This window comes from Gluconacetobacter dulcium (assembly GCF_014174165.1).
Lineage (GTDB): Bacteria > Pseudomonadota > Alphaproteobacteria > Acetobacterales > Acetobacteraceae > Gluconacetobacter > Gluconacetobacter dulcium.
Window position 1 is genome coordinate 80208 of sequence record NZ_JABEQN010000012.1, and the last position, 17613, is coordinate 97820.

A 17613-nucleotide genomic window follows, 5' to 3' on the forward strand; every position below is an offset into this window, starting at 1 on the left:
CGCCTACTCGCGCTGCCATTGTTCCGGCGTCGGCGGAGACGACGCGCCACGCTGCCCGCGCGCGGCATCAAGCGCCGCCTGATCGCGCGCAATCGCCTGCTGCTGGCGGGTGCGGGCGGCGAGATCCTGCTGCCTGATCGCGGTCTCCGCCGCCGCCTGCCGCCGCGCCTGGTCGGCGGCCGACGCCACGCCCGCCCCCGGCATGAACACGCCCGGCGGAAGGCCCGCGCCGCCAGGATAGGCCTGCGACCACGCCGCCGCTCCCCACGGCCCCCCTGCCAGCCCCACGATCAGGGCGGCCAGCCGGGCGGACGACATCCTCACCGTGCCGCCCCCACGAGATGCGTCGCCAGCCAGCCACGCATCAGGGCGTAAGACTGCTCGGCCGCATCGGCATCGTACCGGCATGGCCCCTTCGGCGTGGTGGCCTCGGTCTCGGTAAAGCAATGCACCGCATGGCCGATCGCCACGAACTGCCAGGCCGTGGGCGTCTGGCTCATCTCCCGCAGAAAGGCCGGAACGTCGGGCATCGTCCACTGATCGTCCGCCCCATTCATCACCAGCACGGACGCCCGGATCCCCCGCGCCAGTGCAGGATCATCGGTCGCCAGATCGCCATGGAACGACACCACCGCGCCCAGCTCGGCCCCGCTGCGCGCCAGGTCCAGCACCGCCGTTCCGCCGAAACAGAACCCGATCGCCGCCAGGCGGGAAAGATCGATCGGCGCCGATGCCGCCTGCGCCCGCAATTCGGCCAGCGCCCCCGCCATTCGCGCCCGCAGCAACGCCCGGTCGGCCATCAGCGGCCTGACCGCCGCCTGGGCCTGCGCATCATCCGCCGGGCGCACCGAGGCACCATAAACGTCCGTCAGCAGAATGACGTAACGCTGCCCCGCGATCATCCGCGCCTTGTCGATGGCGATCGCATTCACCCCATGCCAGTTGGGCACCATGACCAGCCCCGGCCGACGGCCCGGAACCGAATCGTCATAGACCAGCACGCTATCGAACCGCACGCCATCCTGGGTCCAGGTAACGGGCCGCGTCACCATCCGCGCCATGGCGTCACCCTGTCCGGCGAACAGGGCCGCCGCAATCAGGCACAACAGGCCCGCGAGCCGCCATGGCCGCATCGTCATCCTCCATTGGACGGCGGGCGGGACACCCCCGCCCGCACCATTATTTCGCCGGTCCGACCACCGCGATCAGCCGGTCCACGATCGTCGCGTCGGCAAGCGTCGACAGGTCGCCCAGCCCGTCCAGCTCATGGCAGGCAATCTTGCGCAGCAGCCGCCGCACGATCTTGCCCGATCGCGTCTTGGGCAGGTCGGGCACCAGATAGACCCGCTCGGGCACCGCATAGCGCCCGATCCCTTTCGTCACCGCCAGCGACGCGGCGTCGGCCAGGTCCGGCACGGACGCATCGCGCGCCACCACGAACACGACCAGACCCTGCCCCTTGATATCGTGCGGCACGCCGACCGCCGCGCATTCGACGAAGCGATGGTCGGTCGCCACCACATCCTCGACCTCGGCGGTGCCGATCCGATGGCCCGAGACATTGATCACGTCGTCGATGCGCCCCGTGATCCAGTAATAGCCGTCGGCATCGCGCCGCGCCCCGTCGCCCGAGAAATAATAACCGGGGCTGAAGCTGAAATAGGTCTGGCGGAAGCGTTCATGCCCGCCCCAGATGGTGCGCGCCTGCCCCGGCCAGGAACGGGCGATGCACAGGCAGCCCTCCCCTTCGCCGTCGATCACCTCGCCCTTGTCCGTCAGCAGCACGGCGTCCACACCCGGCAGCGGCAGGGTGGCGGAGCCCGGCTTCTGCGGCACCGCTCCGGGAATCGGTGCGATCAGGATGCCGCCGGTCTCGGTCTGCCACCAGGTATCGACCACCGGGCAGCGCCCCCGGCCGACCGCCTCATGGAACCAGATCCACGCATCGGGGCTGATCGGCTCGCCCACGCTGCCCAGCAGGCGCAGACTGTCCAGCGCGTAGCCCTTCACCACCGCGTCGTCGTCACGCATCAGCGAGCGGATGGCCGTCGGCGCGGTATAGAAGGTGGTCACCTTGTGGGTGTCGATCACCTCCCACCACCGTCCCGGCGCGGGATAGGACGGCAGGCCCTCGAACAGCAGGATCGTGCCGCCATTGGCCAGCGGCCCGTAGACCACATAGGTGTGCCCGGTGATCCAGCTGATATCGGCCGTGCACCAGAACACGTCCCCTTCCCGATGGTCGAAGACCATCTCATGGGTGAACGAGGCCCAGACCATATAGCCGCCGGTGGAATGGACCATGCCCTTCGGCTTGCCGGTGCTGCCCGAGGTATAGAGCAGGAACAGCGGGTCCTCGGCTTCCATGTCGGCAGGCGGGCAGTCCGACGATGCCTGCGCCAGCAGCGGCGCCAGCGCCAGGTCACGCCCCTCCTGCATCGGCAGGTCGATGCCCGTGACCGACAGCACCAGCATATGCCGCACGCCGGGCACGCCGCGCGCCAGCGCCTCGTCCATCACGGTCTTCAGCGCGATCCGCTTGGGGCCACGCCGCGCCTCGTCGGCGGTGATGATCGCCACCGCCCCGCTGTCGTTCAACCGGTCGGCCAGTCCCTCGGCCGAAAACCCGCCGAACAGCACCACATGCAGGGCACCGATCCGCGCGCAGGCCAGCATCGCCACCACGCCCTCGATCACCATCGGCAGATGAATCGCCACCCGGTCGCCGCGCTCGACCCCCAGCCCGCGCAGCACGTTGGCCATCCGGCACACGCGCTCATGCAGCGCGCGATAGGTCAGACGCTCGACCTGCGACGCCTCCTGCCCCTGCCAGATCAGCGCGATCTGCTCGCCCCGTTCGGCCAGATGGCGGTCCAGACAGTTGACGCTGGCATTCAGCCTGCCATCCGCGAACCAGCGGATCGACACGTCATCCGCGAAGGACGAGCCCGAGGCCAGGGTGGGCCGCCGCGTCCAGTCCAGGCGCCCGGCCTGATCGAGCCAGAACCGTTCCGGATCGCGCGCGGCGTCGGCGGTCATCTGCCGCAGGTGGGCACCATCAACGCCGGCCTGCGCGGCGAAGGACGGCGGAATCTGGAAAATTTCTTTGTTCGACACTGTATTTTCAATCCGCCTGTCTGACCGGTTCTATTACCGATTTCTTGGTTGGGGGGATGCACATCTTTCAATATAAGAGTTTTATCTCCTTTACACGAGCCCAATTTCAGGCCCGGATGCCCTGGTGCTGAAACATCCGAAGCCCCCGTTGGTTCATGGCCCTCATCGCGGGTTTCCGTTCGCTCATCCGCCACCGCCCGGCCGCTCCGGCGCGGTTTCGAGCGTAAAGGGCAGCGCATCCCGCCGGTTGATATCCAGCGCCAGACGATGATGCAGTGGCGGATGCGCGCGCGACCGGCATTCGGTCCAGTCGCACAGATGGCAGGAAATACCGACGGGAATCGCCGGCGCCTGAAGATTCAACCGGTCGGAATAAACGATTTCCGAGGCGCGGGTGATGTCGCACCCCATGGCGATGGCATGGACCGGTTGCAGGTCGTTCCAGCCGGTCGAAATACCCGACACCGTCCGCGAGAAGCACAGGAACGTCCGCCCGTCGGTAAACTGGGTCACCTGCGCCTGCACCGCGCCGGGGGTGGCGAAACAGGTGTTGGCATTCCATTGCGGGCAGGAATGCCCCTGCCGGGGCACCGGAAAACCGCAGGCGGAGAAACTCTTTGTCATGTTGCCCGCCGGGTCGGTGCGCACGAAAAAGAACGGCACCCCCCGCTCGCCCGGCTTCTGCAAGGTCGAAAGCCGCTGCGCCGCCTGCTGGTACGACACACCAAACCGCGCCGAGAGAATATCCAGATCATAGCGCAGCGCCGTCGCCGCCGCGAGAAACGGCGAATACGGCATCAGCAGCGCGGCGGCGGCATAATTCACCAGCCCGATCTGGATCACGATGCGGGCATCCTCGGTGCTGGGCGCGATCTCCTGCAACAGCGCCTCGATCACCTCCCGCCCTTCCAGCAGCATCAGTTGAAAGGCAAGCTGGAATCCCCGACTTTCCCGCGGCAGGAGGTCCGACAGCAGCAGCAGCCGACTGTCGGGATCGTAGCGGCGGAACGCCCCGTCCAGCGCGGTGATGCGCACCACGATGCCGTGATGCTGGCGCAACCGGGTCGCGATCATGTGGTTGCTTTCCGAGGGCGCCGCCGCCTCGCCATCGGGCAGGCGGGCCGTCCGCGCCATCTCCGCGCGCACCTGCTCGGCGATCTCTTCAAGGGGGGGGAAATGGTTCAGCCGCTCGTCATACACCAGCCGCGCCTCGTCCTGCGGCAGGATGACCCGCGTGCCCGTCGGCAGCATCAGCCGGGTCGCGTCATGATGGGCCGCGCGAAAGGCCTGATGCAGCGTCAGCACCGCCCGCGCGGCCTCCGGCTGGGCCGCCAGGGCTGCGATTTCCTGCGCCGGCACGCCATGCGCCCCCAGCAGCGGGTCGGAGAGCGCCTGATGCAGCAACCCCTCCATCCGCTGCTCGTCCACGCCCGACAGCGCCTCGATCGAGACATCCAGCGCCCGTGTCAGCTTGATCAGCAGCGACGCCGTCACGCTGCGCTGGTCATGCTCGATCAGGTTGAGATAGCTGGGCGAAATACCCAGCCTGACGGCCAGCGCCTGCTGCGACAGAGACCGTTCGGTCCGAAGCCGGCGGATAATGCGGCCGATGCGGGTCGGGGACATGCTTATTTACCCGTTTTTACAAATATACAGATCAGTATGTAAATGTTTTTACACCATTCATGATTTAACGTCTTCTTTTGTCTGGTATCAGCTTCATGGCTCTCCTTAACTGATCGCACAGGATCATCGAAGAGGAAGGTTCGTCAATGCCCGTCGAATCCATCGCCATCCACAAGGCCGTTCCGCACCGTGCCCGCCACCCCGCCGGCATGGATGCACGCCTTGCCCGGCGCATGATCATGGACAGCCACCGGACCCGGTTCTGAACCCGTCCCCAGCCTGTCCGCTCGACAGACCTGCCACCACATCCATGCCGGACCCGACCCGGTCCGTACCATCCTATCAAGGGGAACCGCCATGTCCCGCCGCACGATTGGTCAGATTCAAGTCGATCACGCCCTCGATGCCTTCGTCACGAACGAGGTCCTGCCCGGCACCGGCATCGCCGCCGACCGCTTCTGGGCCGGCCTGTCCGACATCGTCTCGCAGTTCGCGCCCAAGGTTCTGAGCGCGCTGGCGCGGCGCCGGTTGCTGCAACAGGCCGTGGACCAGTTGCTGACCGCGCCGGGATTCGACGCGGCCGATGTCGAAGGCCAGATCCGCCTGCTGCGGACCACCGGCTATCTGGAACCCCAGCCGACCCATTTCGAGATCACGACCCGCGACGTGGATGCCGAAATCGCCCATGTCGCCGGCCCGCAACTGGTGGTCCCCGTCACCAATGCCCGCTACGCGCTCAACGCCGCCAATGCACGCTGGGGCAGCCTGTACGATGCGTTCTACGGTACGGATGCCGAGCCCTATGGCGCCTCCGGCGCACCGGCGCGCGGCTATGACGAACAGCGCGGCGCGCAGGTCATCCGCCGCGTGCGTGTGCTGCTGGACGAAATCACCCCGCTGGCACAGGGCAGCCACGCCGACGCCACCCGCTATCACATCGCGGACGGGCGGCTGTTCGCGACCCTCGAAGGTGTCGCCGAACCGGTCGAACTGCGCCGCCCCGCCCAGTTCGCCGGCTTCCAGGGCACGGGCGACGCGCCAGAGGCGATCGTGCTGCGCAATCACGGCCTGCATATCGAACTGCGCTTCGACCCAACCGCGCCGATCGGCAGCCGTGACAAGGCCGGCATCGCGGACGTGATCGCGGAATCCGCGCTGACCACCATCATGGATTGCGAGGACAGCGTCTCGGCGGTCGATGTGGAAGACAAGATTCTGGTCTACCGCAACTGGCTGGGCCTGATGAAGGGCACGCTCACGGCCTCCTTCCCCAAGGGCGGCCGGATGGTGGAGCGCCAACTGGCGCCCGACCGCCGCTACACCGCGCCCGACGGCTCGTCGCTGGTGCTGTCGGGGCGCAGCCTGATGCTGGTGCGCAATGTCGGGCACCATATGTTCACCGACGCGGTGACGGACATCACCGGCCACGCCATCCCCGAGGGCGTGCTGGACGCCGCGATCACCGCCGCCATCGCGCTGCACGACCTGCGCGGCAACTCGCCCACCGTCAACAGCCGCACCGGCTCGATCTATATCGTCAAGCCCAAGATGCATGGCGGCGAGGAAGTCGCGCTGTCCAACGCCCTGTTCGACCGCGTGGAGCAGATGCTGGACCTGCCGCCCAACACGATCAAGATGGGCATCATGGACGAAGAGCGGCGCACCAGCGCCAACCTGGCCGCCTGCATCCATGCGGCGCGCAACCGCGTGGTGTTCATCAATACCGGCTTCCTCGACCGCACGGGCGACGAGATCCATTACTGCATGCAGGCCGGCCCGGTGGTCCGCAAGGGCGAGATGCGCGCCGAGCCGTGGATGGGCGCCTACGAACAGCGCAACGTCGCCATCGGCCTGGCCTGCGGCCTGAAAGGCCGCGCGCAGATCGGCAAGGGCATGTGGGCGATGCCCGACCGCATGGCCGACATGATGGAACAGAAGATCGCCCACCCCCGCGCGGGCGCGAACACGGCGTGGGTGCCTTCCCCCACGGCGGCGACATTGCATGCCCTGCACTATCATTTCGTCGATGTCCGTGCCGTGCAGACCCGGCTGGAGGCCACGCAGCCGGCGGCACTGGAATCGCTGCTCACCCTGCCGCTGGCCCGGCAGATCACCTGGTCGGCGGCCGAACGCCGGGCGGAACTGGACAACAACCTGCAAGGCATCCTGGGCTATGTCGTGCGCTGGGTGGATATGGGGATCGGCTGCTCCAAGGTGCCGGACATCAACGATGTCGGCCTGATGGAAGACCGCGCGACCCTGCGCATCTCCTCGCAGCATGTCGCCAACTGGCTGCGCCACGGCGTGATCTCGGAAGAGGACGTGCGCACGTCCATGACGCGCATGGCCGCGATCGTCGATGCGCAGAACCAGGGCGAGGAAGGCTATCGCCCGCTGGCCGAGAATCCCGACGGCCCAGCCTACCGCGCGGCGGCCGAACTGGTCTTCACCGGCGCCACCCAGCCCAACGGCTACACGGAGCCGACCCTGCACCGCTGGCGCCGCGTCGCCAAGGCCCAGGCGGCACAGGGCCAGGGCACACCCGTGCTGGAACGGACGGGCGCCTGAACGGCCCCTTCCGCTCCGCTCCGTCCCGATTGCCCATCGGGACGGGGCTGCCCACCGGTCGGCGGCGTCACCAGAGCAGCCGGGTTACCCGCCGAGCGTCGGCCACCGCAACACCATCCGTCCGGTCATAGGCGACGGCGGCTCCGACCGATCCAGAGCCGCCAGGAGACGGGTCGTGGACACCGGCCTGCGGTCGGCCTGCGCCGCCGGATGCCGTCTGGCAGGCCGTTTCCTCAATTGTTGCCAGATGCCCGCGTCGCGATCGTAGAAATCCGGAAGAAAGCGCAGAACCCCGTCCGCATCCAGAAACGCCGTCAGATAGACCACGAAGACGGGAACAGGCTCGGGCAGCGCCTTGCGCGTGGTCGTTCCCTGCGCGATCGCCTGATCGATCGCGTCGATCGGTTGCCGCATCAGCAGCGCCGCGAAATCGCGGGGTTTCTGTACCCGGATACATCCGTGGCTGATGCGGCGATTATCGCGCCTGAAGAGATTCTGGTCCGGCGTATCGTGCAGGTAGACATCGAACCGGTTCGGCATGTCGAACATGATCAGCCCGAGCCCCGCATCCGGTCCCGGCTTCTGCTCCACCTCGCCATTGGCCAGCATGATCATGCGATTCCGCGCCAGATAGCCGGGGTCGCGGCTGATCTTCGGCAGGATCTCCCGCTGCACGATATCGACCGGAACGACCCAGGGCGGATTGTACAGACTGGCGTCGATCATGGCGCGGAATTCGGGGCTCTGGTTCCGCTCCCCATCCTGACCGACGATGACCCGCGTGGAGAATACCGGCCGGTCGGCACGGTACAGGACCAGCCTCTCCTCGGCCACATTGACCACCACCCGATCCGGCGGCATCGCGCGCGGCAACCAGCGTTGGCGTTCCAGATTCACTTCGATGCTGCGCAGACACGTCGCCCCGCCGCCCTTGCGGCCGTCACGGCCGGCGGAAGACTGGCGGCATGCGCGCAACGCCTGTCGCAACGCCAGGTAGGTCGGCGTCGCGGGCGCCAGCGCTTCGATGACCGCCGCCGGATCGGGACTGTCGATGGCGGCATCCAGCCGGGCGGCCACGTCAACCGGTTCGGGGGTCAGCGTCTCATCGTCCCTCCGGCGGTCCACCGGCACGGCGCCACGGGCCAGGGCATCGGCATATGACAGAAAAGCGTCGGACAGTAACAATTCGCGATCCAGCGGCGCTAAATCCGTCTCCCGCCGCAGCAGATCGGCATGAAACATTTCGGGGGCGAGGCCGTTATCCCCCGCACGCAACACCGCATCCAGGAGGGAACGCGCCTCGGTCGATCGCACTGTCCATACGGGCTCGAAATCATGACGCGCGTAGAAACGCCGCAGCAACGCAACATTCACGGGCTCCCCGGCGACTGTCAGTTGCGACGCACCGTCGATCAGATGTCCCAGTTCCGTATTGGCATTTTCCGGATTCACCGCGCACGCCGCCAGCATGAATACCAAGGCGAGCGCACTCATGGAGCGTGAGACCACGCCGCGCGCGGCGTTGCGCGACCGCGCGCCAACTACGCCCCGCCGCCGACCATCTCTGACCGTATACCAAGCTACCCGCACGTACCATGACTCCCGGATCGACGCGATCACGCAAATAGTAGTTTGACTTTTTGTCAAGAGATGCTTCTAATTACCTGCTATCTTCTGAAATTCTAAATGGAGGGTACCTGATGTTCGCGGTTTCCGAAACATTGTCCCGTTACAGGCGTCTGCGCGTGGTCGCGCTGATCGCCGCCGCATTGCCTGTGATGCTTCTGGCGGCATGTGCCGAAGACAAGCCCCCGCCGCCGCCCGCCCCGGTCGAGACGCCGCCTCCGCCGCCGCCTCCCCCGCCGCCGCCGCCCGTTCCGCCGGCACGCGGCTAAGGCCCTCACTTTACAATATTTTGGTTCATCCGGGCTTCCGCCTCCCGACAGGGAGGCGGAAGTTTCGGCTGGCTGACGACAAGTCGTACTTCATAATCCTGTCTCCTGATCCGGGCGTGCGAAACGCACCTTCCGGAAATCGGGCCGACGATCCGACGCGCCTCTTCCACATCTCGTGGCCCTGTCCCCCGCAGGCTCGGGCTTGGCGCGCATGGCGGTATCTCCCACTGTCCGGATACGGACACCCCGCACGGACAGAACCCGAAAATTTCGTTTTATTTCAAATAAATGCGCAAAATCTCGTTTCATGTCAGACTGTCTGCCCCGACGGTCTGGTATCGGAGCGACAGCATGATCTCCCCTCTTCTGCGTGGGCTTGCGCGGCATCGGCTCTATACGGCGATCAATCTTGCCAGCCTCTCGCTCGGCCTTGCGATCTTTCTGACGATGGCGCTGATCGTGCGCTACGAGGCGGACTATGATGCCGACCTGCCCGAAACCAGCAGCCTCTACCGGCTCGACCAGACCTGGACGCTCCCCGGTCGCACGCCCGAAGAAATCGCCGGTGCCAGCTTTGTCGCGGCACCGTTTCTGCGTCAGGATTTTCCGGCCATCACCGAAACCCTGCGACTGGTGCCCCAGTCGCAACCGGTACATGCGGGCGCGCGGGTCGAACAGGAGGACACCAGTTTCGTCGATCCCGATTTCTTCTCCTTCTTCAGGCTGCGCGCACTCGACGGCGATCGCCGTTCCGCGTTGGCGGAGCCCGCCAACATCGCCATTCCCGCAAGTCTCGCTCTCAAATATTTCGGAACCATCCATGCGGTCGGCCGCACGATGCGCATCGCACAGGATGCCAGACCGTTTGTCGTCACGCTCGTCTATGCCGACCCGCCCCGGAATGCGACCTATCATTTCGGAATCATCATGCGGCTTCCGTCAGAGGCCGCGGGCTGGCAGGCCGTCACGCACTGGGGTTCGACATTGGGGGCCGCTGTTCGTCCGCATACCGGATGCTGGCGCCCTGCCATCGATTCGCGCGGGGTTGCGCCATTACATGGCGCGCCATCCGGGCGCGAACAGCGTGCAGACCATTCGCGACGATATGGGCGATGGCGGGCTGGTGCCGGTCCCCTTCCGCCAGATCCATTTCCGCGATGCCACGATCGGCACGGGTACGATCAGCCGCGCCCTGGTCACCATCCTCGGCCTCGTCGGCCTGGCAGCCCTGGGCACGGCCGGCATCAACCATATCAACCTCACGACCGCCTGCGCGTCCCTGCGGGCGTGCGAGGTCGCGGTCCGCAAAGTCCTGGGCGCGACCCGGGCGTCGCTGGTCCGGCACTTCATGGCGGAAGCGATGATCCTGACAGCGGTCGCGGCCTTCTGCGGACTGGCGCTGTGCGAGATGGCGCTCCACGTCATCGGCACGCTCGGCGGCTGGCAACTCACGCTCGATCCCGTCTTCTGCGGAACGCTGTGTCTCGCCGTCGTGCCGGCATTGGGCGCTGGCGCCGGTTTCTATCCGGCCATGATCCTCTCGGCCTACGCACCCCTGGCGGCAAGCCGCATGCCCGCCGGAGGACGCATGGGCGCCCGGCTGCATGCGCTCCTCGTGACACTGCAATTCGGTTTCGCGATCGGGCTCGCCATATGCACGCTGGTCATGACCGATCAGGCGCGTTTCGTCCGCATGATGGCCCGTGGCATCGCGACCGAGGGCCTGATCGTCGTCACCTCCGCCGCCGATGACAGTCTGGTCGATCGCCAGGACGTCTTGCGCCGTGCCCTGGCCACGGTCCCCGGCGTCACGGGTTTCGAGCGCTCCGACATCTATCCGCATTTCGTGACCAACGGCGATACGTTCAGCCTCGATACGACACCGGAAAACGGTGCCACCCTCAACTGGGGTTTCGCCACACCCGGCTATGCCGATCTCTACGGGCTGACAGTGCTGGCCGGCAGATGGTTCGACCCGCGGCGAGGCGAAGATCTGCGCGAAACGCGCCGTTTGCAGCCCACCGTCCGCAGCGTCGTCCTCAGCCGCGCGGCGGTAGAGCAACTGGGAATCGGCAGCCCGCAGGCAGCGATCGGCCGGCTGGTGCGCGAGGAAGACGCGGCGCCGGCCCTGCGTGTGATCGGCGTGATCGACAACCTGCGGCTCAACGGCCCGCACGAACATGTCCATCCCCTGCTGTTCTACGGACTGCGTCCCGGCGATCGGGCCAGAACGGCGGTCGCCATGCATGTGCGCTTCTCCGGCGTCTCCGCCCCGGACATGATCGCGCGCCTCCATGCGGCATGGATCGCCGCCGTGCCCGACGTGCCCTTCGCAGCCGAGACGGTCTCGGACATCCTGGCGCAGGACAGCCGGAGCGACCGCGCGCACGGCCTTCTCTTCGGTATGGGGGCCGGCGTCGCGGTTGGTATCGCCGCGCTCGGCCTCTATGGGCTTTCTCTCTTCACGGTCTCGCGCCGGCGGCACGAAATCGGAATCCGCAAGGTGCTCGGCGCGCATAGCGGAAACATACTGGTCCTGCTGGTGGACCATTTCCTGCGCCCGGTGCTGCTGGCAAACCTGATCGCATGGCCGATCGCCTGGATAGGGATGCGGACATGGCTGAGCAGCTTCGATCAGCGCATCGCCCTGACGCCCTGGCCGTTCGTGACGGCGACGACCGGCGCGGTCCTGATCGGATACGCGACAGTCATTGCCCAGACTCTCCAGGCGGCCCGCCAGCCTCCGGCACGTGCCTTGCGAAACGGTTGAGGGCGCGCCGCGACCCATTCTCGCCATTTCGTGAAAGCCGCCCCTGCTGCATGAGGTGATCACGTATCCCACCTCCACTGGCGTGGCGCAGGTCCGCACCCGCAGGACGCACGGGCATCGACCCGTCACCGCCCTGCATGAAGAGTCGGAACCCCTGCGGGAGGGTGCCATGCCAACGGATCACGCCATCCTCTTCAGGAACAGGCAGGAGGCCGGCCAGGCGCTGGGCACGGCTCTGTTATCTCTGGCCTCCGTCCATCCGCTGGTTCTGGCGCTGCCGCGCGGCGGCGTGCCGGTGGCGTTCGAGGTCGCGCGGATGCTCGGTGCGGAGATGGACCTGCTGTTCGTGCGCAAGATCGGCAGCCCCGGTCAGGAGGAATATGGCTTCGGTGCAATCGTGGACGGAGCCGACCCGCAGATCGTGCTGGATGACGCCCATGTGCGGGACGCTGGAATAAGTGCCGAAACGATCGGAACCATCGTGGATCGCCAGCGCGCCGAAATCGACCGGCAACGTCGGCTGTATGCGCCGGACCGGCAGCCCGTTCCGGTGACCGGGCGCGTCGTGATCGTGGTCGATGACGGGATCGCGACCGGCGGCACGATGCGGGCAGCCCTTCGCGCAGTACGGAAAAATCATCCGGCGCGTCTGGTCCTGGCCGTACCCGCGGCCCCAGCCGACAGTATCGCAACGCTGCGTACCGAGTGCGATCGCATCGTCTGCCTGTCACAGCCGCAACCTTTTTTGCCGTCGGTGCCTGTTACCGGGACTTTCCGCAGGTAGAAGATGCCGACGTGATCCGGCTGCTTGCGCAGGCCCGCGACCTGCATCCCGGACACATGACGGGCGGGACCGGCAGCCATTCCAGCCCCCTCTGATTTCCATCAGATCCAATCATGATTTTTTTAAGAAACGCCCCTTGAGCATCCCGCATCCGGGACCAGTTCAGTCATAAGCCCGGCCCCATTGGGGGCCGGGCCACCTGGGAACAGGAAAACCGCGAACAGGAAAACGACCATGGCAAACATCGAAAAAACCAGGGAAAAAACGGAGACGACGACGAATGCCCCTGCGGCGCGTTCACCGTCCAGTTCGACGCTGGATACGCTGCGGTGGGAATTCGATCGCCTCTTCGACGATTTCCGTTCAGCCGTATGGCGGCGTCCCGTTGGCCGCGTGCCGGGCCTCGACCGTCTCTGGCCGCGCGACGACACGTTCGATATCGTTCCCGCGATCTCCATGGTGGAGAAGGACAACGCCTATGACGTCGTCGCCGAACTTCCGGGAATAGATGAAAAAGACATCGAGATTAAGGTCTCTGGAGGGGTGCTGAGCATTCGTGGCGAGAAATGCGAGCGGCGCGAGGACGAACGGAGGAACTATCATTAATCATTACTCGGAACGTCGCTTCGGCTCGTTCATGAGATCGCTGCCGATCCCCGACGGGGTCGATGCGACGAAGATCGATGCCACGTTCGATAACGGGCTGCTGACGATCACCCTGCCCAAGACCCCGGAAGCCCAGAAGAGCGAAACGATCATTCCCGTCAAACATGCCTGACAGGACAGGCCATGATGCACGGCCCGGTCTCCCGGCGACGGGGCGGCCGGGCCGGCGCGCTATCGTAAGGCGCGCTATCGTGACAGGGGCAGGGCCGATGGGGGCCGGTTCCTGTCCCGCAGCACATGGATCGTCATGACCTCGCCGATATTCGCCCGGGAAATCAGGCCGACGAACCGTCCCTGTCCATCCTTCACGCCAATCGCCGGCACCTGGCTTTCCTCCAGCAGGCGCAATGCGTCGTCCGCCGTCTGGTAGGGGTGCAGGCTGGCAATATCGGGGATCATGATATCCCCGACCGCCGCGTCGGCCTTGCCTTCATGCATGGTCCGCAGGATGGCCGCGTGCGTCAGCAGGCCACACAGCTTGCCCTGCCCGTCGACGACCGGAAATTCCTGCTGGGGCGTATGGATCATCCTCAGTGCCGCTTCGTCGATCCGGCTGTCGGGTGACAGGGTTTCCAGATGCGTGGTCATGACATCCGCCACGATCATGCCGTGCGCCAATTGCCGGAACAGCGCCCCCTGCGCTTCGGTCGCGGCCCCCAGATAGACGAACAGCGCGATGAACAGCAGCAGCGGATTGCCCAGCAGCCCGAGGAGTCCGAACAGAAAGGCAATCCCCTGCCCGACCGATGCGGCAAGCTGGGTCGCCCGCGCATGATCCATCCGATAGGTGAGCAAGGCGCGCAGGACCCGCCCGCCATCCATGGGAAAAGCCGGGATCAGATTGAACACGGCCAGGAACAGGTTGATGCTCGACAGCCGGGACAGCATGCCGACGCCCTGGCCCTGGAGGTCGGCGGCGGAAAGATGGGGCGCGGTCTGCGTGACGGCATAAAGGATGGCCGCGATGACCAGATTCACCGCCGGCCCCGCAAGCGCGATCACCAGTTCCTGGGTCGGCTGTTCGGGAATGCGCGCCATGCGGGCGACACCGCCGATCGGCAGAAGCGTGATGTCCCGCGTCGCCACGCCGTAATGCCGCGCGGCGATCACATGACCGAATTCATGCAGCACGACGCAGGCGAACACGGCCGTGATCAGCAGAACGCCGTCGATCGCCGCCCGCATGCCGGACCGCATGGCATAAGCCGCGCCGATCCATGCCAGAAAAAGCAGGAAGGTGACGTGCAGGCGGACCGTCGTGCCGCCGAACCTGCCGATCGGGATGGACCAGGTCATGCCGTGCCCTCGATGAACGATCGTCTGCCGCGCGAGCACGCTTAACATCGGTGCGCGGCATAAGTTCGCCCGACACCCGCCGGCCGCACGGCAGCCTGCGTCCCTGCCCGATCACAGAGTCCGGAGGAGGATTGTTTCCCGGCCCGCCCGCCCGCATGTCCGAGGGAAAACGCCCGAGATCCACTTTCCATAAGGATCGGAAAAATAAGGATCGGAAAAATGGCAGACCGGAACGGTATCCTGATCGTCGTGGCAGATGGCGAGCATGCGCGGTTCGTACAACCGGCCGAAGACCATGCACTGCACACCATCGCCTCCTTCGACGCGATATCCGCGCATCAGCGCACCTCCGACCTGGGAGACGACGCACCGGGTGCGAGCTACCATACCGGCTCGACCGCCCATCATGCGCTCAATCCGCGCCATGACCGCCACCGGCTGGAAAAGGCGTCATTTTCGAAATTCGTTGCCGGACAGATAAACGAACGCAACCATGCCTATGCGCGGCTCCTGGTCATCGCGCCCGCGCACAGCAATGCGGAAATCGTCAGCCACCTCGGGCCGGAGGCCGGACGCAAGCTCATCGGAACCATCGGGAAAGATCTGACCGGGCTCCCGGATCATCGCCTGAAGGAACATATCGAATACGTCATCTGACCCGTCTCCTATTCCCCGCGTTCCGCCGCCTCAGCGGAGAAGGAAACGGATGACGATATCGGTCAGCCGGCTGAAGGGCGGGCGTAGAATCGTCGTGGCGTTGTACCGCCCCTGCCGGTAGATCGCCCGCGCATGCGTCATGGCCAGGAAGCCCGTCCGCCCATGATACGCGCCGATCCCGCTGGCCCCCACACCGCCGAACGGCAGGTCCTCCTGCGCATAATGCAGCAATGTCCCGTTGATCGTGACGCCGCCGGACACCGTGCGGTCCAGCACGCGCGCCTGCATCGCCGGCTGGGTGCCGAAATAATACAGGGCCAGCGGCCGAGGGCGGGCGTTGATGAAGGCGATCGCCTCGTCCAGGGTGCGATAGGTCAGCACCGGCAGCACGGGGCCGAAGATCTCCTCCTGCATCACCGCCATTTCCGGCGTCACGTCCAGCAGCAGGACGGGCGGCATCACCAGACTGTCCCCGTGATTGGCCCCGTGACTGTCCTCCTGCCCGTCCTTGTCGGGGCGCGGCCCGTCGCTCCCCAGCGTGACGATACGCGCGCCCCGTTCGTCGGCGTCGCGCACCAGATGCCGGAGACGCTCGTAATGGCGCCTGTTCAGCACCGCCGTATAATCGGGCGAGGCACCGAACCCGGCGGGATAGAGGTTTTCCATCGCCTTGCCGCAGGCCGCGACAAAGGCTTCCCTGTCCTTTTCCTGCACCAGCACGTAATCCGGCGCGATGCAGGTCTGGCCCGCGTTGATCAACTTGCCGAATGCGATATGCGCCGCCGCCCGCGCCGCCGCAAAGCCGGGTTCGATAACGACCGGCGACTTGCCGCCCAGTTCCAGCGTGACCGGCGTCAGGTTATGTCCCGCCGCCACCGCGACCTTGCGCCCCACTGCCGTGCTGCCGGTAAACAGCAGGTGGTCGAACGGCAGGGCAGTGAACAGCGCGCCGACATCCGCATCGCCCGTCACCACCGCCACCTGTTCCGGCGGAAATATGGCTTCCACGATCCGGCCGATCACCGCCGCCGTGGCCGGCGTCATCTCCGATGGCTTGATCATGGCCCGATTGCCGGCGGCAATGGCGGTCGCGAGCGGGAGCAGCGCCAGGGAGAACGGATAGTTCCACGGCGCGACAATACCCACGACACCGACCGGCTGGCGCATGATCCAGGCACACCCGAACAGGAAATAGGGCGAAACCCGGTGCCGCTCCGGCTTCATCCAGCGCCGCAGCCGCCGGGACATCATGTCGATCGCCCGAACCAGCGGCAACAGTTCCGCAATCGCCGTCTCGCGCGCCGACCTGCGCCCGAAATCCGTGTTCAGGGCGTGAACGATTTCGCCGCGCCGCCGCACGACCGCATCTTTCAGGCGGCGCAGATCCTCCCGGCGCTGTCGCAGGTCCGGTGGGCCATCGCGCAGGAATGCCGCACGCTGATGCTCCAGCATCCGCGACAGGGCGGCCTGGCGGGCATCGGACGACGCATTGACGGCCATCGCGGCCTCCATATTTTACGGAAGATCATGTCCTTTCCCGAGATACGCCCGGCCTCCGCCGCACGTCAATCAAATGTTTCCCCTGTCTACATAGGGCTCGCGTATGCGTGAAACCGATGGCCGCCCCTATCACCATGGCGACCTGCACCGGGTATTGGTCGAAACCGCGCTGGCCATGCTGGCCACCGACCAGCACTGGACCTTCACCCTGCGCGAGGTCGCGCGGCAGGCCGGCGTCAGCCACGGCGCCCCCTACAAGCATTTCCGCGACAAGGGCGCCCTGCTGAGCCAACTGGCGAAAATCGGCTTCGAACGGCTGGCAGCCGTCATGGAAAACGCCCTCTCGCCGCCCGATCGTCCGTTCCGGACACGCTTTCTGGCGGCGGGCGAAGCCTGCATCGCCTTCGCGCAGGAACAGCCGGGCCTCTATCGGCTGATGTTCAGCATGGACGCGGACAAGGCAGCGGACCCGGAGGTGCATGACGCGGCCATGACCTCCTTCGGTATCCTGCTGCGTTTTCTGGAGGACGGGCAACGCACCGGCGTGTTTCGCGACTCTCCGCTGACGGCACAGGCAACCGCATGCTGGGCACAGGTCCATGGCCTGGCCATGCTGATGCTCGACGGGCAACTGACCGAAGAGAAAGTCGGCCCCACCCCGATACCGGCGGCGCTGGATATCTTGCTGGCGGGCCTGTCTTCCTGAACAATGGCGCCATCCTGAAAAGATGCAC

15 protein-coding genes and 1 pseudogene are annotated in these 17613 nt (G+C 66.1%); 9 read left to right on the forward strand and 7 right to left on the reverse strand.

All coding sequences use genetic code 11. From position 1 onward, the window contains the following. Nucleotides 1-3: 3 nt before the first annotated feature. From HLH25_RS11010 to HLH25_RS11025, 4 genes are all read right to left on the reverse strand, one after another. Entirely contained in the window at nt 4-324 is a 321-nt protein-coding gene (locus tag HLH25_RS11010; RefSeq protein ID WP_182974111.1) for a hypothetical protein, read from the reverse strand. Beyond that, nucleotides 321-1133 (reverse strand): dienelactone hydrolase family protein, encoded by an 813-nt coding sequence (locus HLH25_RS11015; RefSeq protein ID WP_182974112.1) that lies wholly within the window; start codon nt 1131-1133, stop codon nt 321-323. The genes HLH25_RS11010 and HLH25_RS11015 overlap by 4 nt, the downstream gene beginning before the upstream one ends. A gap of 46 nt (nt 1134-1179) precedes the next feature. Further along, nucleotides 1180-3117, reverse strand: a complete 1938-nt coding sequence (acs, locus tag HLH25_RS11020; RefSeq protein WP_182974113.1) for an acetate--CoA ligase — start codon at nt 3115-3117, stop codon at nt 1180-1182. A 183-nt stretch (nt 3118-3300) separates the two neighbouring features. Next, the gene (locus HLH25_RS11025; protein WP_182974114.1) at nt 3301-4743 is read right to left on the reverse strand and encodes a helix-turn-helix domain-containing protein; all 1443 of its coding nucleotides are present in this window, start codon (nt 4741-4743) and stop codon (nt 3301-3303) included. A 357-nt stretch (nt 4744-5100) separates the two neighbouring features. On the opposite strand from HLH25_RS11025, the gene HLH25_RS11030 reads away from it, so the two are divergent. Next, the gene (locus HLH25_RS11030) at nt 5101-7311 is read left to right on the forward strand and encodes a malate synthase G (RefSeq protein ID WP_182974115.1); all 2211 of its coding nucleotides are present in this window, start codon (nt 5101-5103) and stop codon (nt 7309-7311) included. Nucleotides 7312-7395: 84 nt separating this feature from the next. On the opposite strand, the gene HLH25_RS11035 is transcribed toward HLH25_RS11030, so the two are convergent. Further along, entirely contained in the window at nt 7396-8805 is a 1410-nt protein-coding gene (locus HLH25_RS11035) for a L,D-transpeptidase scaffold domain-containing protein (RefSeq protein ID WP_182974116.1), read from the reverse strand. 206 nt (nt 8806-9011) lie between these two features. Here HLH25_RS11035 and HLH25_RS11040 point away from each other — a divergent pair, with 206 nt between their 5' ends. From HLH25_RS11040 to HLH25_RS20540, 6 genes and pseudogenes are all read left to right on the forward strand, one after another. After that, the gene (locus HLH25_RS11040) at nt 9012-9206 is read left to right on the forward strand and encodes a hypothetical protein (RefSeq protein ID WP_182974117.1); all 195 of its coding nucleotides are present in this window, start codon (nt 9012-9014) and stop codon (nt 9204-9206) included. A gap of 447 nt (nt 9207-9653) precedes the next feature. Next, nucleotides 9654-10076, forward strand: a pseudogene (locus tag HLH25_RS20765) (ABC transporter permease); the annotation flags it as partial. 187 nt (nt 10077-10263) lie between these two features. After that, complete coding sequence (locus HLH25_RS11050; protein ID WP_182974118.1) at nt 10264-11976, forward strand: FtsX-like permease family protein; 1713 nt, start codon at nt 10264-10266, stop codon at nt 11974-11976. A 169-nt stretch (nt 11977-12145) separates the two neighbouring features. After that, nucleotides 12146-12760, forward strand: a complete 615-nt coding sequence (locus tag HLH25_RS11055) for a phosphoribosyltransferase (RefSeq protein WP_246402029.1) — start codon at nt 12146-12148, stop codon at nt 12758-12760. 234 nt (nt 12761-12994) lie between these two features. Next, nucleotides 12995-13366, forward strand: a complete 372-nt coding sequence (locus tag HLH25_RS20535) for an Hsp20/alpha crystallin family protein (RefSeq protein ID WP_182974119.1) — start codon at nt 12995-12997, stop codon at nt 13364-13366. Beyond that, nucleotides 13317-13538 (forward strand): Hsp20/alpha crystallin family protein, encoded by a 222-nt coding sequence (locus tag HLH25_RS20540; protein ID WP_310889093.1) that lies wholly within the window; start codon nt 13317-13319, stop codon nt 13536-13538. Before HLH25_RS20535 ends, HLH25_RS20540 begins: the two co-directional genes overlap by 50 nt. Nucleotides 13539-13612: 74 nt before the next feature. On the opposite strand, the gene HLH25_RS11070 is transcribed toward HLH25_RS20540, so the two are convergent. Then, nucleotides 13613-14722 (reverse strand): site-2 protease family protein, encoded by a 1110-nt coding sequence (locus HLH25_RS11070; protein ID WP_182974121.1) that lies wholly within the window; start codon nt 14720-14722, stop codon nt 13613-13615. 219 nt (nt 14723-14941) lie between these two features. Here HLH25_RS11070 and HLH25_RS11075 point away from each other — a divergent pair, with 219 nt between their 5' ends. Beyond that, complete coding sequence (locus HLH25_RS11075) at nt 14942-15379, forward strand: host attachment protein (RefSeq protein WP_182974122.1); 438 nt, start codon at nt 14942-14944, stop codon at nt 15377-15379. Between the two features lie 30 nt (nt 15380-15409). On the opposite strand, the gene HLH25_RS11080 is transcribed toward HLH25_RS11075, so the two are convergent. Further along, nucleotides 15410-16879, reverse strand: a complete 1470-nt coding sequence (locus HLH25_RS11080; protein ID WP_246402031.1) for a coniferyl aldehyde dehydrogenase — start codon at nt 16877-16879, stop codon at nt 15410-15412. A gap of 103 nt (nt 16880-16982) precedes the next feature. On the opposite strand from HLH25_RS11080, the gene HLH25_RS11085 reads away from it, so the two are divergent. Beyond that, nucleotides 16983-17585 carry a TetR/AcrR family transcriptional regulator gene (locus HLH25_RS11085; RefSeq protein WP_182974124.1) on the forward strand — a complete coding sequence of 201 codons (603 nt, stop codon included), beginning with the start codon at nt 16983-16985 and terminating at the stop codon, nt 17583-17585. Nucleotides 17586-17613: the final 28 nt, after the last annotated feature.